We start from the raw sequence: 24,890 nt of genomic DNA, 5'->3' as shown, positions 1-24,890 counted from the left end.
CCGGGCCGGTGCGGTCCCGGCGGCCTGCCCGCCTGCTCAGCCCTGCCCGAGTTCGTGGTCCAGCAGGCTGAACATCTCCTCGTCCGAGGCCGAGCCGAAGTCGGCCGCGCCATTGCCGTTCGTTTCCGGTTCCGGCCGGCCGGACCATCCGGCCAGCAGTACCTCCAGCCTGCCTGCCACCTGCCTGCGCAGGGTCTCGTCGGCGGTCAGCCCGGCCAGCCGCGCCCGCAGCCGGTCCAGCTCCGCCAGCACGCCGTGCTCCTCCTCCGGCTCGGGAGCGAGCCGGGGCAGCAGGTGCGCGGCCAGGGCCGCCGGGCTCGGGTGGTCGAACAGCAGCGCGGCAGGCAGCCGTAGCCCGGTCGCCCTGCCGAGCCGGTTCCGTAGCTCCACCGCGGTCAGCGAGTCGAATCCCAGGTCGGAGAACCGGTGCCCGGAGTCCACCGCGTCCGCACCCTGGTGACCCAGTACCGCGGCGGCCTCGGCCCGGACCAGGTCGAGCAGGGCCTGTTCCCGCTGCGCTGCAGGCAAGCCGGCCAGGCGTTCACGCAGGTCCGCGACGGGTTCGGCGGCGGCGCGGCGGGCTGGCGCCCGGACCAGGCCGTGCAGTAGTGGCGGGAGCTCGCCCTTGGCGTGCAACGCGGGCAGGTCCAGCCGGGCCGGGACGACCGCGGGCCGGTCCCCGCGCAGGGCGGCGTCGAACAGGGCAAGACCCTCCGCCGGGGACAGCGCCACCATGCCGGTGCGGCGGATCCGCTCGCCCCCGGCCGCGCTCAGCTGCCGCGTCATCCCGGCCTCGGTATCCCAAGGGCCCCAGGCGAGGGACATCGCGGGCAGCCCGGCGGCCTGCCGGTGCCCGGCGAGCGCGTCGAGGAAGGCGTTGGCCGCGGCGTAGTTGGCCTGCCCGGCGGCGCCGAGGGTGCCTGTCACCGAGGAGAACAGCACGAAGGCGGTGAGGTCGAACCCGCTGGTCAGCTCGTGCAGATGCCAGGCGGCGTCCGCCTTGGCCCGGAGCACCCCGCCGACCCGCTCGGGCGTCAGGCCTTCCAGCACACCGTCGTCCAGCACCCCGGCGGCGTGCACCACCGCCCGCACCGGGTGCGCTGGCGGCACGGCCGCCAGCGCGGCGGCGAGCGCCGCGCGGTCGCCGCCGTCGCAGGCCACCACCTCGGCCTGTGCGCCGTGCCCTGCCAGTTCCGCCACCAGGTCGGCGGTGCCGGGGCTGTCCTGGCCACGGCGGCTGAGCAGCAGGAACCGGCGCGCCCCGTGCTCGGCGGCCAGGTGCCTGGCGAGCAGGCCGCCGAGTCCCCCGGTGCCGCCGGTGATCACCACGGTGCCCTCCGGGTCCCATTCCGGTCCCTGCTCCCCCGCGGCGGGAGCGTGGCGCAGCCGGGCGGCGAACAGTTCGCCGCCGCGGAGGGCGAGCTGCGGTTCGGTCGCGGTGGCCGCCAGTGCCCGCGCCAGTGCCGCCGCGGGGGGCGGCGCCGGTCCGTCCAGGTCGAGCAGGCCGAACCGGCCGGGGTGCTCCGCCTGGGCCGAGCGCACCAGCCCCCAGAGTGCCGCGGCCGCCGGGTCCGCCGGGCTGTCCCCGGCGGGTACCGCGCCGCGGGTGAGGAACACCAGCCGCGATCCGGCGAACTCGGCCGTGGCCAGCCACCGCTGGGCCAGGCGCAGCGCCTCGGCGGCCAGGTGGTGCGCCGCGGCGGGTGGGTCATCGCCGGAATCGGCGGCGAGTGCAGCGAGCACCACCTCGGGCACCGGGTCCATTCCGGTCAGCTCGTCCAGCCCGGCGGCGGTCACGGCCCGCAGGCCGGTCGCGGTGAGCCCGAAAGGGTCCGGACCGAGTACCGCGCAGCTCCCCGGCTCATCGGCTTCCGGATGTACCCCGGTCCAGTCGAGCTGGAACAGCGAGTCTCGCGCCGGGCCGCCCGCATCGGCAGCGGCGAGTTGCCCCGCCGATACGGCACGCAGGTGCAGGCCCGCCACGGTGGCCACCGGCCGCTCCCGCTCGTCGGTGGCGCGGATGGCCAGCGTGTCCCCGGACCAGCGCAGGCGGACCCGCAGCACGGCGGCTCCCTCGGCGTGCAGGTGCACCCCCTCCCAGGAGAACGGCAGCCGCAGCTGCCCCAGCTGCCCGCCAGCCAGCATGATCGCGTGCAGGGCCGAGTCGAGCAGCACGGGATGCAGCCCGAACCGGCCGGCCTGCTCGCGTAGCTGCTCGGGCAGCTCGACCTCGGCGAGGACCTCCTCGCCGAGCCGCCAGGCCGCCCGCAGCCCGCGGAAGGCGGGCCCGTAGCCGAGTCCGGCCGCGGCGAAGTGCTGGTAGCAGCCTGCGGCGTCGAGCGGTTCGGCCTCCGGTGGCGGCCACTGCCCGGCGACATCGCCCGCGGCGGGATCCGGCGGCGGGGCGAGGATGCCGGTGGCGTGCAGGGTCCATCGGCCGCCGGTGTGCTGCGGTCTGGAGTGGACGGTGACGGTGCGGTGTCCTTCCTGCCGTTCCTGCCCTTCCTCCGCCTGCGCGCCGACCCGGACCTGTAGCACGATCTCGTCGTCCTCGGGCAGCAGCAGCGGGGCGGCCAGGGTGAGCTCGGCGAGGCTGCCGCAGCCGACCTGGTCGCCAGCGCGTAAGGCCAGTTCCACCAGTGCGGTCCCGGGCAGCAGGGTCCGGCCGAAGACGGCATGGTCGGCCAACCACGAGTGTTCGCGCACCGACAGCCTGCTGGTGAACAGCGCGCCGTCGCCGTCCGCGAACTCGGCCACCGCCCCGAGCAGGGGATGCCCGGCTTCGGTGAGCCCGGCCGCGGTGACATCGCCGCGCCGCGGTCCGCCGGACGGCCAGTACCGGGTGTGCTGGAACGGGTAGGTCGGCAGGTCTGCCAGGCGCGCACCGGTTCCGGCGAAAAAGGCGGGCCAGTCGATCCCGGCGCCTGCGCAGTGCGCCGTGCACAGCGCGGTGAGCAGGGCGGCCAGCTCACCGCGGCCGGTACGCAGCATCGGAAGGGCGAGCCAGGACCCCTGGTCCTCCCGCTCGGCGAGGGTGTCCTCCACCATCGCGCTGAGTGCGGCCTGCGGTCCCAGTTCGAGGAAGATCCCGGCGCCCTCCTCCCGCAGGGTGCGCACCCCGGCGGCGAAGCGCACGGTCTGCCGCACGTGCCTGGTCCAGTAGCCGGGTTCGGCCAGTTCCGCCGCGGTCACCCTGGCACCGGTCACATTGGACACCAGTGGGATGGCGGGTTCGGTCACCTCGATTCCGCTTACCGCGGTGCCGAACTCCGCCAGCATCGGCTCCATCAGGGGCGAGTGGAAGGCGTGGCTCACCGTGAGCCGCCGGGTTTCCCTTCCCTGGTCGGCGAACCCGGCGGCGAGCGCGGTCACCTCCGGCTCGGTACCGGAGAGCACCACCGAGCCGGGTGCGTTCACCGCGGCGATCGACACCCCGGGGACGAGCAGCGGTTCCACCTCCTGCTCGGTGGCCCGTACCGCGACCATCGCGCCGCCCTCCGGCAGCGCCTCCATCAGCCGGGCCCGCGCCGCGACCAGGGTGCAGGCGTCCGGCAGCGAGATCGCGCCCGCCACATGCGCGGCCGCGATCTCGCCGATCGAGTGCCCGAGGACCAGGTCCGGTCGCAGCCCCCAGGACTCCAGCAGCCGGAACAGGGCGACCTCGAAGGCGAACAGCGTGGGCTGTGCCCAGCCGGTGCGTTCCAGCAGCGCGGCGTCCGTGCCCCAGGCGACCTCGCGCAGCGGCCGGGGCAGCAGGTCGTCCAGCAGCCCGCACACCCGCTCCAGTGCCGTGGCGAACACCGGGTAGCGGTCCGCGAGTTCCCGGCCCATCTCCAGCCGCTGCGCGCCCTGGCCGGGGAACACGGCGGCGATCCGGCCGGGTACGGGTTCGCCGTCGACCAGCCCCGGGTCCGGCTCGCCCGCGGCCAGGGCACCGAGCGCCCGCAGCGCGGTGTCCTGGTCGCCTTCCTCGGCGAGCACGGCCGCGCGGTGGCCGAAGGCGGGGCGGGCGGTGGCCAGGGTGTAGCCGAGGTCGCGGGCGGTGAGGTCGCCCGCGCGCACCCGCCTTCGCAGCCGGGCGGCCTGTGCCCGCAGCGCCTGCCGGTCGCGCGCGGACAGCACCCAGGGCACGATGGCAGGGACGTCCGGTTCCACGGGGGCGGGTTCGGTTGCGGGCGGCTGTTCCAGGATGACATGGGCGTTGGTGCCGCTGATCCCGAAGGAGGACACCCCGGCACGCCGGGGGTGACCGGTCTCCGGCCAGCCGGCGGGCTGCGCCAGCAGTTCCACCTTCCCGGCAGTCCAGTCCACCTGGGACGAGGGCGCATCGGCATGCAGGGTGCGCGGGAGCTGGCCGTGCCGCATAGCCTGCACCATCTTGATCACACCAGCCACCCCGGCCGCGGCCTGAGTATGCCCAAGATTCGACTTCACCGAACCCAACAACAGCGGGGTCTCCCGATCCTGGCCATAGGTCGCCAGCAGCGCCTGCACCTCGATCGGATCCCCGAGCGGGGTGCCGGTCCCGTGCCCCTCCACCACATCCACCTCCGAGGCGGACAACCCGGCCGCGGCCAGCGCCTGCCGGATCACCCGCTGCTGCGACGGCCCGTTCGGCGCCGTCAAACCATTCGAAGCACCGTCCTGATTCACCGCGCTGCCCCGCACCACCGCGAGAATCCGGTGCCCGTTGCGCTCCGCATCGGACAGCCGCTCCAGCACCAGCATCCCGACTCCCTCGGACCAGGCCACGCCATCGGCCGAGTCCGCGAAGGCCTTGCACCGCCCGTCGGGCGCGAGGCCGCCCTGGCGGGAGAATTCCACGAAGGCCTCCGGGGTGGCCATCACGGTCACCCCACCCGCCAGCGCCAGCGAACACTCCCCCGAACGCAACGCCTGCGCCGCCCAGTGCAACGCCACCAACGAGGACGAACACGCCGTATCCACCGTCACCGCGGGCCCCTCCAACCCCAGCGCATAAGCCACCCTGCCGGAAGCCACGCTGCCCGCGCTGCCGTTGCCCCGATAGCCCTCGAACTCCGGCCCGTCCAGCAGGGTCGCGTAGTCGCCGTACATCAGGCCGGTGAACACCCCGGTGCGGCTACCACGGGCCGACGCCGGGTTCACCCCCGCCGCTTCCAGTGCCTCCCATGCGGACTCCAGCAGCAGCCGCTGCTGGGCGTCGGTGGCCAGCGCCTCCCGGGGGCTCATGCCGAAGAAGGCGGCGTCGAACCCGGCCGCGTCCGGCAGGAACCCGCCGCGGTGGGTGGCGGAGGTACCGGGGCGGTCCCGGTCCGGGTGCCGGAGCCGGTCGAGGTCCCAGCCACGGTCCGCAGGGAACTCGGAGGTGGCGTCGGTGCCCTCGCACAGCAGCCGCCACAGCTGTTCCGGGGAGCCCGCTCCGCCGGGGTAGCGGCAGCTCATCCCGACGATCACGATCGGGTCCCCCGTCTCGGCGGGGCCGGCCGGTGCCTGCTCCGGTGCGGCACCGCCGAGCAGTTCCGTCAGCAGGTGCCCGGTCAGCGCCGAGGCCGAGGGATGGTCGAACACGGCGGTGGCCGGCAGCCGCAGCCCGGTCGCGGTGACCAGCTGGTTGCGCAGCTCCACCCCGGTCAGGGAGTCGAACCCGAGGTCGGTGAAGGCCCGGTCCGGATCGATCGCCTGCGGGCTGTCATGGCCGAGTACGGCCGCGATCCGGCTCCGCACCAGCTCCCCCACCAGCTCGGTGCGTTCCCGCGGGGGCAGGCCGCGCAGCTGGCGGGTGAGCTGCCCGGCCGCGGCCGCCGGGGCCTGCTGGGCGACGGGGCGTCCGGCGGCGGGCAGCAGCCCGCGCAGCAACGGCGGTACCTCGCCCCGCGCGCGGATCGCGGGCAGGTCCAGCCGCACCGGCAGCAGCACCGGCTCGGCCATGGCGGTCGCCCGGTCGAAGAGGTCGAGCCCCCGCGCGGTGGGCAGCGGCGGCAGGCCGAGGCGGGCCATCCGATCCCGCTCCGCCGGGGCGAGGCCCGCGGCCATGCCGGTCTCGGCCCAGCCGCCCCAGGCAAGGGACTGGGCCGGCAGGCCACTGGCCCTCCGGTGCCGGGCGAGCGCGTCCAGGAAGGCGTTGCCCGCGGCGTAGTTGCCCTGGCCCGCGGCCCCGAGGATCCCGGCAGCGGAGGAGAACAGCACGAAGGCGTCCAGGTCGAGGTCGCGGGTTGCCTCGTGCAGGTGCCAGGCCGCGTCCACCTTCGGCCGCAGGGTGGTGGCCAGCCGCGGCGGGGTCAGTGCCTCCACCACCCCGTCGTCCAGCACCCCGGCGGCATGCACCACCGCGGTCAGCGGATGCCGCTCGGGTATCCCGGCGACCAGCTCCGCCACCGCCTGCCGGTCGGCCAGGTCGCAGGCCGCCACTCGCACCTGGGCACCCAGCCCGGCGAGCTCGGTGACCAGCTCCGGGATACCGGGTGCCGCGGTACCCCGGCGCCCGGCCAGCAGCAGGTGCCGGAAGCCTCGCTCGGCCAGGTGCCGTGCCACGGTCGCGCCGAGCCCGCCGGTGCCGCCGGTGACCAGCACCGTGCCCCGGGTATCCCATGTGGACGGTTCGGGTGTACCGGGGATCCTGGTGAGGCGGGCGGCCAGCGCCCGCCCGTCCCGGACGACCAGCTGCGGCTCGGCGGGGTCGAGGCACTCCCGCGGCAGGGCATCGGAGTCCTGGTCGAGATCGACGAGGCCGAAGCAGCCGGGGTGCTCGGCCTGGGCCGAGCGCACCAGACCCCAGACCGCGGCGGCCGCGGGATCGTGCCCGGTGAGCGCGCCGCGGGTGACGAAGACCAGCCGGCCGCCTACGGTGCGGGACAGCCGGTCCTGCAGTATCGCCAGCGCCCGTTCGGTGCCCGCGTGCGCCGAGCCGATCGTGTCCTGGCCGCCCGCACCGGCCACCGGTACCAGCACGGTCTGTTGTCGCGCGTCCAGGTCGGGCGGCACCGTCCGGTCCAGCCGCGCGGTGAGGCCGAGCTCGTCCGGGCCGAGCACGCTCACCTCGGAGTCCACCGTGGACAGTTCAACGGGGATCCAGTCCAGGCCGAACAGGGGGTCGGTGGCCGGGGAGCTCAGCTGATCGACGGGCACGGCCCTGGTGCGCAGGGCGGATACCGAGGCCACGGGTGCGCCTGCCGGATCGGCCACGGCGAGGGAAAGGGCCTCCGCGCCCGCGGGTGCGATCCGTACCCGCAGCTCGGTCGCGCCGGAGGCGTGCAACCGCACGTCCTCCCAGGAGAACGGGAGTCCGGCGGGCTCGGCCTGGCCGGAGGGGTGGGCACGCAGTGCGGCGTGCAGGGCGGCGTCCAGCAGGGCCGGGTGCAGGCCGAACCCGCCGGCGTCCCCGGCGGGGAGGGCGACCTCGGCGAAGACCTCGGCGCCCCGCCGCCACACCGTCCGCAGCCCCTGGAAGGCGGGGCCGTAGCCGAGGCCGCGCTCGGCGAACTCGGCATAGCACCCCTCCACCGGGACGGGCTCGGCCCCGGCGGGCGGCCAGATGCTGGCGTCGAAGGCCGGGGTGCCCCCGGTCCGCTCCCCCGGCGCGAGCAGGCCGGTGGCGTGCCGGGTCCATGGCAGGTCCTCCGCGCCGTCCGGCCGGGCGTACACCGCCAGGCTGCGCTGCCCCGACTCGCCGGGTTCGCCCACCACGACCTGTAGCCGCAGGGCATCGTTCTCGGGCAGCACCATCGGCGCGGCCAGCGCCAGCTCGGCCACCCGCTCACACCCGGTCTCGTCGCCCGCGCGCACGGCGAGCTCGACGAACCCGGTGCCGGGGAACAGGACCGAGCCACCGACGGTGTGGTCGGCCAGCCAGGGGTGGGTGGCCAGCGAGATCCGGCCGGTGAGCACCAGGTCCTCGCCGCGGTCGGCCAGGCGCAGCGCGGCACTCAGCAGCGGATGGTGTGCCGGGGTGAGCCCGGCGGCGGCCGGGTCCGCGGTGTCCCGCGCGGGGCCCGGCCAGTACCGGGTGCGGTCGAAGGCGTAGGTGGGCAGGTCGACCCGGCGGGCGCCGGCGCCGGTGAAGCAGGCTGCCCAGTCGAGCGGGGCGCCGTGCAGGCTCGCCTCGGCGAAGGAGCGCAGCAGCCGCGCCCGGCCGCCGTCACCGCGCCGGAGGGTTGGCACGATGGCGGCATCGGCCCCGGCCGTTTCGATGGTCTCGGTGATGCCCGCGGTGAGCACCGGGTGCGGGCCGACCTCCACGAACAGGGAGTGGCCATGGCCGAGCAGGGCACGGACGGCAGGCTCCAGCCGGACGGTCTCGCGCATGTTGGCGTACCAGTACCCGGCGTCCATCCGCGCGGGATCCAGCCAGTCGCCGGTGACCGTGGACAGCAGCGGCACCTCACCCCGGCCCGGCCGGATACCGGCCAGCCCGGTGTGCATCCGCTCGCGCACCCGCTCGAACCGGGCGGAGTGCGCGGGGAAGTCGCCGGTGACCGTGGTGGCCTGGAGGCCATCGGCCGCGCAGGCCGCGGCGAACTCCGCGAGCGCGGTGTGGTCCCCGGAGACCACCACGGAGGCCGGGCCGTTCACCGCGGCAAGGGACAGCCGCGGCTCCCACGGCCGCAGCCGCTCCCTGGCCGCGTCCTCGGCCAGCGGCACCGCGAGCATGCCGCCGTGTCCCTGTAGTTCCTCGGCGATGGCGCGGCTGCGCAACGCCACCACCGCAGCACCGTCCTCGATGGACAGTGCACCGGCCACGCAGGCCGCTGCGATCTCGCCCTGTGAATGCCCGAGCACGGCGGCAGGCCGTACCCCGTGTGCCAGCCAGACCTGTGCCAGCGACACCGTGACCGCCCACAGCGCGGGCTGGGCCACATCGAGCCGGTCCAGCGAGGGTGCGCTCGCCGCGCCGCGCAGCACCTCGGGCACCGACCAGTCCAGCCATGGCTGGAGTGCCTCGGCACAGCGGGCCACCGACTCGGCGAACACCGGTTCGGTCTCCAGCAGCTCGGCCCCCATCCCGTGCCAGTAGGAACCCTGCCCTGGGAAGGCGAAGACCACGCCCCTGCCGGTGTCCGCGGCCTCGCCCACGAGCACGCCCGGTGCGGGGCGTCCCTCGGCCACCGCCCGCAACCCGGCGGCGAGCTCGGCGCCGCCGGTGCCGACCACGACGGCGCGGTGTTCCAGCGCGGCCCGGGTGGTGGCAAGGGACAGCCCGACATCGGCTGGCTCGTGCTCGCCCGCCACCTCGGCCAGCGCGGCGGCCTGGCGGCGCAGGGCCCGCTCGGTGCGGCCGGAGACGAGCCAGGGCACGGCGCCGGGCCGGGGTTGTGCCTGCGGGGCCTCCGGTGTCCGCGGTGCGGGGGCCGGTGGTGCCTGCTCGATGATCAGGTGTGCGTTGGTGCCGCTCACGCCGAAGGAGGACACCCCTGCCCGGCGCGGCCGGTCGGCCTGCGGCCATGCGGTTTCCTCGCGCAGCAGCTCGACCGCACCGGTGGACCAGTCCACATGCGTTGAGGGTTCGGCCACGTGCAGGGTGCGTGGCAGCCTGCCGTGCCGCATGGCCTGCACCATCTTGATCACACCGGCCACCCCGGCCGCGGCCTGGGTATGCCCGAGGTTGGACTTGATGGAACCCAGCAGCAGCGGGGTCTCCCGGTCCTGGCCGTAGGTCGCCAGCAACGCCTGCGCCTCGATCGGGTCACCCAGCGCGGTACCGGTGCCGTGCCCCTCCACCACATCGACCTCCGATGTGGACAGTCCGGCGGTTGTCAGCGCGGTGTGGATGACACGCTGCTGCGCGGGCCCGTTCGGGGCGGTCAGGCCGTTGGATGCGCCATCGGAGTTCACCGCGCTACCGCGCAGCACCGCGAGTACCGGGTGCCCGTTGCGCTCCGCGTCGGACAGCCGCTCCAGCACCAGCATCCCGACACCCTCGGACCAGGCCACCCCGTCCGCGGTGTCCGCATAGGACTTGCTGCGCCCGTCCGGGGCCAGCCCGCGCTGCCGGGAGAACTCGAGGAACACGCCGGGGGTGGACATCACGGTGACCCCGCCTGCCAGGGCGAGGGTGCACTCCCCCGACCGCAGCGCCTGGCCCGCCAGATGCAGCGCGACCAGCGAGGAGGAGCAGGCGGTGTCCACGGTGAGCGTGGGTCCCTGCAACCCGAAGGCGTAGGCGACCCGGCCGGAGGCGACGCTGGGCGCGCTGCCGTTGCCGCGCAGACCCTCGAACTCCGCGGCAGGCAGCAGGTTGACGTAGTCGTTGTACATCACGCCCGCGAACAGGCCGGTGGGGCTGCCGGACAGCGAGGTGGGGTCGATCCCGGCTCGTTCCAGCGCCTCCCAGGAGGCTTCCAGCAGCAGCCGTTGCTGGGCGTCGGTGGCCAGCGCCTCCCGCGGGCTCATCCGGAACAGCTCGGCGTCGAACTCGCCCGCCTCGTGCAGGAACCCGCCGTGCCGGGTGTAGGAGGTGCCCGGATGCGCGGGATCCGGGTGGTAGAGGCGGTCCAGGTCCCAGCCACGGTTGTCCGGGAACCCGGTGATCGCGTCCGTGCCCGCGCTGACCAGCCGCCACAGGTCCTCCGGGGAACGCACCCCTCCGGGGTAGCGGCAGGCCATGCCGACGATGGCGACCGGCTCCCCCGCCTCCGGCGCGGCTCGCGGGGCGGCCATGGCCGGTGCGCCCGCACCGGAGCTTCCGGTCAGCTCGGCCAGCAGCCGCTCCGCCAGCGCGGCGGCCGTGGGGTGGTCGAAGACCAGGGTGGCAGGCAACCGTAGCCCGGTCTCCGTGCCCAGCCGGTTGCGCAGCTCGACCGCGGTCAGCGAGTCGATCCCCAGGTCCTGGAAGTTCCGCGCCGGATCGACCGCGGCGGCACCGGGATGGCCGAGCACCGCGGCGACCGCGCCGCGGGTCAGCTCCAGCACCACCCCGGCGCGTTCCGCCTCCGGCAGGCCGGTGAGCCTGCTCGCCAGGTCGTTGCCGGTCCCGGCCTGCCGGTTCGCGGCAGGCCGGGCCGGGCTGCGGATCAGGTCGCGCAGCAGGTGCGGCACCTCGCCCCTGGAACGCACGGCCGGCAGGTCGATCCGCACCGGCAGCAGGACGGGCCCGCCGTCGGCCAGCGCCGCGTCGAACAGCTCCAGCCCCTGCCGCACGGTAAGCGGGGGCAGCCCGGAGCGGGCGGCCCTGGTGCGGTCGGTTTCCGCGCGGCCAGTGGTCATCCCGGTTTCGGTCGCCCAGGCGCCCCAGGCCAGGCTGGTCGCGGGCAGTCCGCGGGCCCGGCGCCACCGGGCGAGGCCGTCCAGGAAGGCGTTCGCGGCCGCGTAGTTGCCCTGCCCCGCGCCGCCGAAGGTGCCTGCCACCGAGGAGAACAGCACGAAAGCGTTCAGGTCGAGGTCGCGGGTGGCCTCGTGCAGCCGCCAGGCCGCCTCGGCCTTGGCGCGCAGGGTGGTGGCCAGCCGCTGCGGGGTCAGCGTTTCGATGACCCCGTCGTCCAGCACCCCGGCGGCATGCACCACCGCGGTCAGCGGGTGCTCGGCGGGTATCCCTGCGAGCAGCCGCGCCACCCCGTCCGGATCGGTCACATCGCAGGCCGCCAGCCGCACCTGGGCACCAAGCCCGGCCAGTTCCTCGGCCAGTTCCGCGGCTCCGGGGGCGGCGGCGCCGCGCCTGCCGGCCAGCAGCAGGTGCCGGACGCCGTGCTCGGCGGCGAGGTGGCGGGCCAGCTCGCGGCCGAGTCCGCCGGTGCCGCCGGTGACCAGCACCGTCCCGCGATTGTCCCATGTGGACGAATCGGCTGCGCCGGTGGCCCGATGCAGCCGGGCGGCCAGCGGCTGCCCGGCGCGGACCAGCAGCTGCGGTTCGGCGCAGCCCAGTGCCCCTGCCAGTTCCCGGCCCGGCCGGTCCTCATCGAGGTCGATGAGGGTGAACCGGTCCGGGTGCTCCACCTGCGCGGTGCGCAGCAGGCCCCAGGCCGCGGCGGCGGCGAGGTCGGTGCCTGCCATCGCGCCCCGGGTGAGCAGGACCAGGCGGCACGCCCGCGGCGGGTCCGCGGCAAGCCATCGCTGCACCAGTTCCAGCGCCGCGGCGGCCCGGTCCTTGGCCGCGGCGGGTTCGCCGGTGGGCTCCGCGGTGCCGGTCAGGCTGACCAGCACCGGACCCTCCGCGGGGGCCGGTTCCGCCGCGGTCTCCACCCGCAGGCCGACGTCGCGCAGGGCACCGGCGAGGTCCAGCGGGTCCGGCCCGGCCACGGTGACCGGCAGCTCCGGTGCGGGTCCGGGCTGGACCGGGGTCCATTCGAGGGTGAACAGGGCGTCCCGGATGCCGTCCCCTCCCGGCCGCGGGCCGGGCAGGGCGCGCAGTGCCAGCCCGTCGATGGTGGCGACCGGGGCGCCCGCCGGATCGGCGGCCAGCACGGACAACGTTTCGGGTCCGGATCGGGTGACCCGCACCCGTAGTTCCGTCGCTCCGCCGGCATGCAGGGACACCCCGTGCCAGGAGAACGGCAGGCCGCCCGCGGTGTCCCGGTCGGCGGCGGCTGGTGCCTGCACGGCGGCGTCCAGCAGGGCGGGGTGCAGGCCGAATGCGGCCGCCTCGGTCGCGATATCCGGGGGCAGGCCGACCTCGGCGAACACCTCCTCGCCCCGGCGCCATACCGCCCGCAGGCCCTGGAACGCGGGCCCGTAGCCGAAGCCGTGCCCGGCGAGGGATTCGTAGCAGCCGTCCAGCCCGACGGGTTCGGCTCCCCGCGGTGGCCACTCGGTGAGCCCGCTGCCGGCGGGGGCCGGCGCCGTGCCCGCGGTCAGGATGCCGGTGGCGTGCTGGGTCCATGGCGCGTCCGGCTCCCCCTCGGGCCGGGAGTGCACGGTGAGCTCCCTGCGCTCACCCGGCTCGCCCGCGCCCACCGCCACCTGCACCTGCACCGCGGCGTGTTCCGGCAGCACCAGGGGCGCGGCGAGGGTCAGTTCCTCCACCCGGTCGCAGCCGACCTCGTCGCCTGCCCGGATCGCCAGCTCCAGGAAGGCCGTCGCGGGCAGCAGGATCCGGTCGCCGATGACGTGGTCGGCCAGCCAGGGATGGGTGACGGTGGAAAGGCGGCCGGTGAGCAGTACCCCGGTGGAGTCGGCGATGGTGACCCGCGCCGCGAGCAGGGGGTGTTCCGGGGTGTCCTGGCCGAGTCCGGTGGCGTCCGCTGTGACCGGTGCCGGGGTGAGCCAGAACCGTTCGTGCTGGAAGGGGTAGGTGGGAAGGTCCACAAGGGTGGCGCCGGTGCCGGTGAAGTACGCGGCCCAGTCCACCGCGGCCCCGGTGACGTGCAGGGCGGCCAGTGCCCGTAGCACCGCCTCCTCCTCGGGCCGGTCCGTGCGCAGGATGGGCACCGCCACGGCCTGCTCGGGAAGCCCCCGCAGGGCCGCGGCGCACAGCGAGCCGTCCGGCCCCAGCTCCAGTACGGCCCGCACCCCCGTCTCGGCGAGCGCGGTGACGGCCTCGGCGAACCGCACCGGTGCCCGTACCTGGCTCACCCAGTACTCGGGGCCGCCCCAGTTCTCCGTGGCCGGTCCACCATCCACAGTGGACATCACGGGGATGGACGGCGGCCGGGTCTCCAGCCCCGCGACCGCGCGGGCGAACTCCGCCAGCATGGGTTCCATCAGCGGGGAGTGGAAGGCGTGGCTGACGGACAGCGGGGTGGTCCGGTGGCCCCGGCCCGCCAGGGTGTCCGCGATCGCGGTGACCGCCTCGTGCTCCCCGGACAGCACCACCGCGTCCGGCGCGTTCACCGCGGCCAGCGACACCGCACCGGGGTACCCGGCAAGCAGCGGGGCCACCTCGGCTTCGGCCGCCCGGACCGCGATCATCGCCCCGCCGGGCGGCAGCGCCTGCATCAGCCGGGCCCGTTCCCGCACCACGGTGCAGGCGTCGGCGAGGGAAAGCACCCCGGCGACGTGTGCGGCGGCGATCTCCCCCACCGAGTGCCCCACCAGGTAGTCCGGCCGCAGTCCCCAGGACTCCAGCAGCCGGAACAGCGCGACCTCCAGCGCGAACAGCGCGGGCTGGGCCCAGCCGGTCTCCTCCGGTCGCGCCTGCGGCTCCCGCACCGGTTCACCCAGTTCCGCCAGCACGGCGTCGAAGGCGTCGGCGAACACCGGGAACCGGGCGTACAGCTCCCTGCCCATCTCCGGCCGCTGGCCGCCCTGGCCGGAGAACACGAAGGCCACCCTCGGCTCGCCGGCCACCCCCTGCGCCACCCGCACCGGTTCGCCTTCCCCAGCCAGCAGTACGGCGCGGTGCTCGAAGGTGGAGCGGGCGGTGGCCAGCGAGAAGCCGAGGTCCACCTGGCGATGCTGGTCCGCGGTCGCCAGCACCGCCTCCCGCTGGGCGTCCAGGGCGTCTGCGGACCGGCCGGACAGCACCAACGGCACCAGCGCCGGGGCGGTACCGGGCGCACCGATGGACTGGGCGGCGGGCCCCTGTTCCAGGACCACATGCGCGTTGGTGCCGCTGATCCCGAAGGAGGACACCGCGACCCGGCGTGGCTCGCCGGACTCCGGCCACGGCACGGGTTCGGTCAGCAGGGCAACCGGGCCCGCGGACCAGTCCACATGGGAGGATGGCCGGTCCACGTGCAGGGTCCGCGGCAGCGTCTCGTGCCGCATGGCCTGCACCATCTTGATCACACCGGCCACCCCGGCCGCGGCCTGGGTGTGCCCGATATTCGACTTCACCGAACCCAGCCACAGTGGACGGTCACGGTCCGCGCCATAGGTCGCCAGCAGCGCCTGCGCCTCGATCGGGTCGCCGAGCTCGGTGCCGGTGCCGTGCCCTTCGATCGCGTCCACCTGCGCCGGGGACAGCCCTGCGCCCTCCAGCGCGGCACGGATCACCCGCCGCTGCGCGGAACCGCTGGGGGCGGTGAGCCCGCTGCTGGCGCCGTCGGAGTTCACTGCGGAACCGCGTACGGTGGCGAGGACGCGATGCCCGTGACGGCGTGCGTCGGAGAGCCGCTCCAGCAGCAGCACGCCCACTCCCTCGCCCCAGCCGACGCCGTCGGCCGCCTCGGCGAAGGCCTTGCACCTGCCGTCGGCCGACATGGCGCGTTGCCGGGCGAACTCGACCAGCACCCCGGGGCCCGGCATCACGGTCACCCCGCCTGCCAGGGCGAGCGAGCATTCCCCCGAGCGCAGCGCCTGGGCGGCAAGGTGCAGCGCGACCAGCGAGGAGGAGCAGGCGGTGTCCACGGTGACGGCGGGCCCGCGCAGCCCGAGCAGGTAGGCCACCCGGCCGGAGATCACGCTCGCGGTGGTGCCGGTGGCCAGGTGGCCCTCGACCCCCTCGGGCAGGGCCGCTCCGGCGCCGTAGTTCAGCTGGATGGCGCCGACGAAGGTGCCGGTGCCGGAACCCCGCAGGCCGCGCGGGTCGATCCCGGCCCGCTCGGCAGCCTCCCAGCAGACCTCGAGGATCAGGCGTTGCTGCGGGTCCATGGCCAGGGCCTCGCGGGGTGAGACACCGAAGAACCCGGCGTCGAACCCGGCCGCGTCCGCGAGGAAGCCGCCTTCCCGCACGTAGGTGGTGCCGGGGTGGTCCGGGTCGGGGTGGTAGAGCGAGTCCAGGTCCCAGCCACGGTCGGCCGGCAGCCCGCCGACCAGATCCCTGTCTTCGGCCAGCGCCCGCCACAGGTCCTCGGGGGAGCCGATCCCCCCGGGGTAGCGGCAGGCCATGCCGACGATGGCGATCGGCTCCTGCTGCCTTGCCTCGGCCTCCCGCAACCGCTGCCGGGCCTGGCGGAGATCCGAGGTGACCAGCTTCAGGTAGTCGCGGAGCTTGTTCTCGGTGCTCGTCATACGTCGGTCCCTCGCTATCCGGTCCCTCGGGCGCCCGGTCAGTCGAGCCCGAGTTCCTCGTTGATCAGCGCGAACATCTCTTCGTCGCTCGCGGCGTCCAGCCCGGCCCGCGCACCGCTGCCCGACTCGTCCTCGCCCGCGCGCAAGGTCCACAGCACCGCGGACAGCCGTTTCACCAGCCGGGCCCTGGTGTCCGGGTCGAGCGGGGTCTCCGCGACGGCCGCCTCGAACCTGCCGAGGTCGGCCAGTGCCGGTGCGGTGGCCGCGGCGTGCTCGCCGGTGAGCAGGTCCCGCAGGTGGGCGGCGAGCTCCTCCGGGCTGGCGTGGTCGAAGATCAGCGTGGTGGGCAGGGTGAGCCCGGTCCGCGCGGCGAGCAGGTTGCGCAACTCGACCCCGTTCAGTGAGGTCATCCCGAGGTCGAGGAAGCCGCGCTGACGGTCGATGGCGGTGCCCTGCTGGTGGCCGAGCACGGTCGCGGTCACCTCGGACACCAGCTCCAGCAGCAGCTCCCGCTGGCCATCGGTGTCCCGGCCCGCCAGCCGCCGCGCCAGTTCCGCGCCGGGTGGGCCGTGCCCGTCGGCTGTGTCCTGCCCGGTGTCCCCGATCAGGTCGCGCAGCAGGCTCGGCGGGGTGCCCGCGGCGAGTGCCGTCAGGTCCAGCGGGGCGGCCACCACCAGTGGCGTGCCCGCCGCGGCTGCGGTGTCCAGCAAGTCGAGGCCGCGCCGGGGGGTGATCGGCAGGATGCCGGAGCGCCGCAGCCGGGCCGTGTCCGCGGCGCCGAGTTCCCCTGCCATGCCGGTGTCCTGCGCCCACAGTCCCCACGCCACCGCGGCGGCAGGCAGCCCCAGCGCGCGGCGCCGGTGGGCCAGCGCGTCCAGGAACGCGTTCGCCGCGGCGTAGCCGGCCTGGCCAGGGCTGCCCAGTACCCCGGCGAATCCGGAGAACAGCACGAAGGCCGAGAGGTCCAGGCCGCGGGTCAGCTCGTGCAGGTGCACCGCGGCGTCCACCTTGGGCCGCAGCACCCTGGCGACCTGCTCGGCGGTGAGGCCGGTGAGCAGGCCGTCGTCCAGCACCCCTGCCAGGTGCGCTACCGCGGACAACGGGTGTTCGGCCGGGACCTCGTCCAGCAGGGCGGCGAGCTGGTCGCGGTCGGCGGTGTCGCAGGCAACGATGCGGACCTCGGTGCCGTGTGCGGTGAGTTCCGCCGCCAGTTCCCGCGCCCCCGGTGCCTCGGGGCCACTCCTGCTGACGAGCAGCAGGCTGCGCACCCCGTGCCGGGTGACCAGGTGGCGCGCGAGGTGCCTGCCGAGCGCGCCGGTGCCGCCGGTGATCAGCACGGTTCCGCCGTCGGGCCAGTGCCAGCCCGCCTGCCCACCGTCCGGCCAGCCGGGAAGGTCGAGCGGGGCGAGCCGGGGCACGTGCACGGCGCCGGCCCTGGCGGCCAGCTGCGGTTCCCTGGCGGCGGTGAGCGCGTCCAGCAGGGCCGTGGCCGAGGACGGCGCGCCGTCGAGGTCGGCGAGGACGAACCGGCCGGGATGCTCCGCCTGCGCCGAGCGCACCAGCCCCCACGCCCCGGCCGCGGCCAGCCCGGTCAGCTCGTCCCCTGGCGTGGCGGGCACCGCGTCACGGGTCACCAGCACCAGGCGGGAGTGGGCGAACCGGTCCTCGGCCAGCCAGTCCCGCAGCTGGGCGAGCAGCCAGGTCACCGTGTCCCGCGTCCCGGTCGCCGGGCAGTCATCGCCGGGGTCGACGGGTAGCAGCACGACCTCGGGTACCGCTTCGGTGCCGGGGATCGCCGCCGCCAGCTCGGCGACGGTGCCCTCCGGCCGCCGCGGGACGCCGCAGGAGTTCAGTGTCCCGGCCGTCGGGTGCTCGCCAAGTACCGCCCACCGGCGCGGGTCCGCGCCGGCCGCCTGCCCGGGTACCCGGGGCCAGCGGAGCCGGAACAGCGCGTCCCCGCTGGGCGCGGCCTGCTCGGTGCCGTCGCGGGGGGCGAGCCAGAAGCGCTGGTGCTGGAAGGGGTAGGTGGGCAGGTCCACCCTGGCGGCGCCGGTACCCGTGAAGAGTTCGGCCCAGCTGACCGGAATCCCGGCGCAGTGCAGCCGGGCCAGTGCGGTGACGGTGGCGAGCTCCTCGCCGCGGTCCCGGCGCAGCAGGGGCGCGGCCACCGCCTCCGGCGCGGTGTCGGCGACCGCGCCGGTGAGCACCGCGTCCGGTCCCAGTTCGAGGAAGGCGCCGGTGCCGTGGGTGGCCGCGGTGGCGACGGCCGCGCCGAACCGGACGGGTTGCCGCGCGTGCCGCACCCAGTAGTCCACCGAGCCCCAGTCCGGGCCTGCCGGTTCCCCGGTCAGCGTGGAGATCACCGGGATGCCGGGCGCCTTCGGGTCCAGGCCGGTCAGCGCATCCCGGAACCGGTCGAGCATCGGCTCCATCAGCGGGGAGTGGAAGGCGTGACTGGTGCGCAGCCGCCGGGACCGGGGGAACCGGGCGGCCACCTCGGTCACCGCGTCCTCCTCACCGGCCAGCACCACGGACTCCGGCCCGTTGACGGCCGCGATGGCGACCTGGTCCTGTCTGCCGGACAGCAGCGGGGTGACCTCGGCCTCGGCCGCGGGGACGGCCACCATCGCCCCGCCGGGCGGCAGCTGCCCCATCAGCCCGGCCCGTGCGGTGACCAGGCGTGCTGCCTCGGCCATGGTGAGCACCCCGGCGACGTGCGCGGCGGCGATCTCCCCGATGGAGTGCCCGATCAGGTAGTCCGGCCGGATCCCGAAGGACTCCACCAGCCGGTACAGGGCCACTTCGAGGGCGAACAGGGCTGGCTGGGCGGCCCCGGTGCCGTCCAGCAGTTCCGGCTCGGCCAGCGTGTGCCCCACCGGAACCGGTAGCTCGGTGTCCAGCTGGGCGCACACCTCGTCCCAGGCGGCGGCGAACACCGGGAACCGGGCGGCCAGTTCGCGGCCCATGCCCGCGCGCTGCGCGCCCTGGCCGGAGAACAGCAGCGCCAGGCCACCGCCGGTGCCAGCGCCCCGCGCGAGTTCGGTGGTCCGGGTGCCGTCCCAGGCCAGCACCATCCGGTGCGCCAGTGCCGCCCGGCCGCTCGCGAGCGACCAGCCGACGTCCAGCGGGTCGGCTCCGCCGTCCGCGGTGGCTGCCCGCAGCCGTTCGACCTGGGCGCGGGCGGCCTGCTCGGTCCGGCCGGACACCACCCAGGGCACCACGGCGGGGGTGAGCGCGGGCCTTGCCCGGTCCGGTTCCGGTTCGGCCTGCTCCAGGATGGCGTGCGCGTTGGTGCCGCTGATCCCGAAGGAGGAAACCGCGGCGCGGCGCGGCCGGTCGAGCTCCGGCCAGGCGCGTTCCTCGGTGAGCAGTTCGACGGACCCAGCTTCCCAGTCCACATGGGAGGATGGATGCTCGGCGTGCAGGGTGCGCGGGGCTATCCCGTTCCGCAACGCCAGCACCGACTTGATCACACCGGCCACCCCGGCCGCGGCCTGGGTATGCCCGAGGTTCGACTTCACCGAACCCAGCCACAGTGGATGGTCACGGTCCGCGCCGTAGGTCGCCAGCACCGCCTGCGCCTCGATCGGGTCACCAAGTGCGGTCCCGGTGCCGTGTGCCTCGACCAGATCGACATCCGTTGTGGACAGTCTCGCGTTGGCGAGGGCCTGCCGGATCACCCGTTGCTGGGAGGGCCCGTTCGGCGCGGTCAGGCCGTTGGATGCGCCATCGGAGTTCACCGCGCTACCGCGCAGCACCGCCAGCACCGGATGCCCGTTGCGCCGCGCGTCGGACAGCCGCTCCAGCAGCACCACCCCGACACCCTCGGCAAGGGTCATCCCGTCCGCGGAGTCGGCGAAGGCCTTGCAGCGGCCGTCCGGGGCGAGGGCGCGCTGGCGGCTGAAGGCGACGAACGCCCTGGGAGTGGGCATCACGGTGACCCCGCCCGCCAGCGCGAGCGAGGTCTCCCCTCCGCGTACCGACTGGGCCGCCATGTGCAGCGCCACCAGCGAGGAGGAGCAGGCGGTGTCCACGGTCACCGCGGGGCCCTCAAGGCCGAACAGGTAAGCCACCCTGCCGGAGAGCGCGCTGGCCACGGTGCTGGTCACCACGTAGCCCTCGTCGCCGGGCTCGGGATCGGTGCCGTACTCCTGGTAGCTGGCACCGACGAAGGTGCCGACCTGGCCGCCGCGCAGCGCGGCAGGGTCGATCCCGGCCCGTTCGAAGGTTTCCCAGGTGGTCTCCAGCAGCAGCCGCTGTTGCGGGTCCATGGTGAGTGCCTCGCGCGGGGACAGCCCGAAGAACTCGGCGTCGAAGTCCGCGGCGCCGGAGAGGAACCCGCCGGAGCGGGTGTAGGAGGTGCCGGGGGCGTCCGGGTCAGCGCTGAACAGCCCGTCCAGGTCCCAGCCACGGTCGGTGGGCAGGCCGGAGATCGCGTCGCCGCCCTCGGCCAGCAGGCGCCACAGGTCCTCGGGGCCCTGCACACCGCCGGGGAAGCGGCAGCTCATCGCGACGATCGCGACCGGCTCACCGGCGTCGGTTCCGGCCGCGGCCGGTGCCTCGGTGCGGGGCGTGCCACCCAGCAGGAGGGAGTGCAGGAACGCCGCCAGTGCGGTGGCGTCGGGATGGTCGAAGACCAGGGTGGCCGGCAGGGTGAGCCCGGTGGCGCGGCTCAGCCGGTTGCGCAGGTCGACGGCGGTCACCGAGTCGAACCCGATCTCGCGTAGTGCCCGCGCCTCCGGCACGGCCCGCGCCGTGGGGTGCCCGAGCACCTGGGCCGCCTGGGAACGGACCAGGTCGAGCAGTTTCGCCCGCTGCTCCCGCTCCGGCAGTGCGCGTAGCCTGGTGCCGAACTCGCCGCCCGCGGCGGTGTCCCGCTCACTCCCTGCTCGGCGCAGGGCGCGTACCTCGGGCAGTTCGTCGAACAGCCGGGAGGGGCGGGCGGAGGTGAACACCGGGTGGTAGCGGTCCCAGTCGATATCGGCGATGGTCAGCTGGGTCTCCTCCGCGTCCAGCGCCCGGCGCAGGGCGCGCAGCGCGGGCTCGGGGTCCATCAGCACCAGGCCGCTGCCCTCGATCCGTCCGACCGGCAGCCGGTCCTGGTCGTCCCACCAGGTGCCCCAGGACAGGCAGGTAGCGGGCAGGCCACGGTCACGGCGGTCGCGGGCCAGTGCCTCCAGGTAGGCGTTGCCCGCGGCGTAGGCGGCGTGTTCGCCGCTGCCCCAGACCCCGGTGGTGGAGGAGTACAACACGAAGGAGTCGAGGGTGTCCGGGTCGAGCAGGGCGTCCAGGTGCCGGGCGCCAGCGACCTTGGCGGCCAGCGCCGCGGCGAACTCCTCGGTGTCGGTGCCGGCGAGGGTGGCCAGGTGGACGAGCCCGGCGATGTGGAAGACGTCCCGCGGCACGTGGCCCGCGCCGGCCAGCCGGTCGAGCAGGGCGGCGACCTCGTCCCGGTCGGCCAGGTCGCAGGCCTCGACCGTGACGGCGGCGCCAAGCTCGGTGAGTTCGGCCGCAAGGTCCGGCGCGCCGGGGGCCCGCGGGCCCGCGCGGCTGACCAGTACCAGGTGCTCCGCGCCCGCGCGGGCGAGGTGCCTGGCGAGGACGGCGCCGAGCACGCCGGTGCCACCGGTGATCAGGGTGGTGCCGCGGGGTTTCCATGCGCGCCGGGGTTCCCGGCCGGGGTCCGGGGCGCGCAGCACCCGCCGGGCGTGTACCCCGGTGGCCCGGATGGCGAGCTGGTCCTCGCCGTCCGGACCGGCCAGGATCCCGGCGAGCCGCCGCGCGGCGGGATCGTCCAGCACCGGGGGCAGGTCGATCAGGCCGCCCCAGCGGTGCGGGTGTTCCAGTGCCGCGGTGTAGCCGAGCCCGAGCACCTGGGCCTGCAGCGGGTGCTCCAGCCGGTCCCCGGCATCGACGGCGACCGCGCCGCGGGTCAGGCACCACAGCGGGGCAGGCAGGTCGAGGTCGCCGAGCGCCTGCACCAGTGCGAGCGTCAGGGCGGTGCCCGCGGTCAGCGCGGGATGCCCCGCTGCCGGTTCCTCCGCCATGGCCAGCAGCGAGACCACCCCGGCGAGCTCGCCCGGCCGGCCCAGCCGGGCGGCCACGGTGTCCCGGTCGGGTCGGGTGGCGTCCAGGGTGACCCGGTGCACCTCGGCCCCGTGCGTGGTGAGCGCCTGGTGCACGGCGGTGTCCTGGACTCCCTCGGTGGTGACCAGCAGCCAGGTTCCGGTGAGCACCGGGGCGGTGCCGCCGGAGACCGGGCGCCAGGCCACCCGGTAGCGCCAGCTCTCCACTGCGGAGTCCTGGCGGTGGGCGGTGCGCCAGGCGTCCAGTGCCGGCAGCACGGTGCCAAGGGATTCCTCGTCCACCCCGATGCGGGCGGCCAGCGATCCGAGGTCCTGTTGCCGCAGCTGGGACCAGAACCCCTCCTCGTCCCCGGCCGCGTCCGCCGCCGGATGCGGCGGGGGTTCCGGCCAGTACCGCTCGTGCTGGAAGGGGTAGGTGGGCAGGTCCACCCGGCGGGTGGCGGTATCGGCGAAGCAGGCGGACCAGTCCACCGGCAGGCCGCGCACGTACAGCTCGGCCAGCGAGGTCAGCCACCGGTCCAGCCCGCCGTCCTCGCGCCGCAGGGTGGCGCCGGTGGCGGCCGGTACGCCGGTGGCCTCGATGGTCTCCTGGATGCCGGGGGTGAGCACCGGATGCGGGCTGACCTCGACGAACATCCGGTACCGCTGGTCGAGCAGGGTGCGAACCGCGGGTTCGAAGCCCACGGTGTGCCGCAGGTTCCGGTACCAGTACCCGGCGTCCACCTCGGGGCCCTCCAGCCATCGCCCGGTCACGGTGGAGTGGAACGGCACCTGCGCCCGTCGTGGCTCGATTCCGGCCAGCTCGCCGGGGAGGGTGTCCCGCAGCTGTTCGACCTCGGCGGAGTGTGAGGCGTAGTCCACCGCGATCCGCCTCGTCCGTACCCCTTCGCCGGTCAGGGCGGCGGCCAGCTCGTCGAGCGCGTCCTCGGCACCGGAGACGACGACCGAACCGGGTGCGTTCACCGCCGCGATCGACACCCGGTCCCCTTCCGGCAGGCGGGCGGCGACCTCCTCGGCAGGCAACGCGATGGACAGCATCCCGCCGGAACCGGCCAGCCCGCGCGCGATGGCGCGGCTGCGCACCGCGACCACCCTTGCTCCGTCCTCGATAGACAGTGCACCGGCCACCACGGCGGCGGCGATCTCGCCCTGCGAGTGGCCGAGCACCGCGTCCGGCCGCACCCCGCAGGAACGCCACAGCCCGGCCAGCGAGACCATCACGGCGAAGGACACCGGTTGCACCACCTCGACCCGGTCCAGGCCCGGAGCGCCCTCGGCCCCGCGCAGTACCGCGGTGGGCGAGAAGTCCAGCCAGGGGGCCAGTGCCCGCTCGCATTCGGCGAGCCGCTGGGCGAAAACCGGGGACTCGGCCAGCAGTTGTGCGCCCATCCCGGCCCACTGGGCGCCCTGGCCCGGGAAGACGAACACCACCTTGACCTCGGTGAGGTCGGCGGTGCCCTCGACCACCCCGGCCCCGGGGTTGCCGGTGCCGATGGTGGCGGCCGCGCCCAGCAGCCGCTCGCGCGCGGCGCCGAGCACCACCGCCCGGTGCTCGAACCCGGTGCGGCCCAGCAGGGTGCGCCCGATCCCGGCCGGGGTCCATTCCGGGTGTTCCCTTGCGGCGGCGATGAGGTTGGTGGCCTGGGCGCGCAGGGCACCTTCGGTCCGGCCGGAGAGCACCCACGGCAGCAGCCGCGGTTGCGCGGCTGGATCGTCCTGGCCGGGGTCGTCCGGCCTGCCTGCCTGTTCCAGGATGACGTGGGCGTTGGTGCCGCTGATGCCGAAGGAGGACACCCCGGCCCGGCGCGGATGGCCGGTCTCCGGCCAGTCGGCGGGCTGCGCCAGCAGTTCCACCTTCCCCGCGGTCCAGTCCACCTGGGACGAGGGCGCATCGGCGTGCAGCGTGCGCGGGGCTATCCCGTGCCGCATGGCCTGCACTGTCTTGATCACACCAGCCACCCCGGCCGCGGCCTGGGTATGGCCGAGGTTCGACTTGACCGAGCCGAGCAGCAGCGGGGTGTCCCGGTCCTGGCCGTAGGTTGCCAGCAGGGCCTGCGCCTCGATCGGGTCCCCGAGGGGCGTCCCGGTGCCGTGCCCTTCAACCAAATCGACGTCCGTGGCGGCCAGTCCGGCCGAGGCCAGGGCCTGCCGGATCACCCGTTGCTGGGAGGGCCCGTTGGGTGCGGTCAGCCCGTGCGAGGCACCGTCGGAGTTGACCGCGCTGCCCCGCACCACCGCCAGCACCTGGTGCCCGTTGCGCTCCGCGTCGGACAGCCGTTCCAGTACCAGCATGCCGACGCCCTCGGACCAGGCGACCCCGTCGGCCGCGTCGGAGTAGGCCTTGCAGCGGCCGTCCGGGGCCAGGCCGCCTTGTCTGGTGAACTCCACGAAGGTGCCCGGGGTTGCCATCACCGTGACCCCGCCGGCCAGTGCCAGGGAGCACTCCCCCGAGCGCAGTGCCTGCGCGGCCCAGTGCAGCGCCACCAGCGAGGAGGAGCAGGCGGTGTCCACGCTGACGGCGGGGCCCTCCATGCCCAGCGTGTAGGCCACCCTGCCGGAAGCCACGCTGGGCGCGCTTCCGGTGCCCTGGTGTCCCTCGAACTCCGCGCCGAGCAGGGTGGCGTAGTCGCTGTACATCACCCCCGCGAACACCCCCGTCGGCGAACCCCGCAGCACATGCGGATCAATCCCCGCCCGCTCCAGCGCCTCCCAGGACACCTCCAGCAACAACCGCTGCTGCGCATCCGTAGCCACCGCCTCCCGCGGCGACATCCCGAAAAACCCGGCATCGAAACCGGCCGCGTCGGGGAGGAACCCTCCGGAGGAGGTGGCGGTACGGCCGGCGATGTCCCAGCCGCGGTCGGTGGGGAACTCGCCGATGGCGTCCACGCCCTCGGTAACCAGCCGCCACAGGTCCTCGGGGGAGGCCACCCCACCCGGAAAACGACACCCCATCCCCACCACCACAACCGGATCCCCACCACACCACCAACACCCACCGAA

The 24,890-nt window shown here is 75.2% G+C and carries 2 protein-coding genes; both read right to left on the bottom strand.

Annotated features, from left to right (window positions below; all coding sequences use genetic code 11):
- Positions 1–36: 36 nt before the first annotated feature.
- The gene (locus KOI47_RS15760; protein WP_408629938.1) at positions 37–15,762 is read right to left on the bottom strand and encodes a type I polyketide synthase; all 15,726 of its coding nucleotides are present in this window, start codon (positions 15,760–15,762) and stop codon (positions 37–39) included.
- A 77-nt stretch (positions 15,763–15,839) separates the two neighbouring features.
- On the bottom strand, positions 15,840–24,818 hold the full coding sequence (locus KOI47_RS35635; protein ID WP_269756712.1) for a type I polyketide synthase: 8,979 nt from the start codon (positions 24,816–24,818) through the stop codon (positions 15,840–15,842).
- Positions 24,819–24,890: the final 72 nt, after the last annotated feature.

This window comes from Amycolatopsis aidingensis (genome assembly GCF_018885265.1).
Lineage (GTDB): Bacteria > Actinomycetota > Actinomycetes > Mycobacteriales > Pseudonocardiaceae > Amycolatopsis > Amycolatopsis aidingensis.
This window is presented reverse-complemented; position numbering and strand designations above follow the sequence as displayed.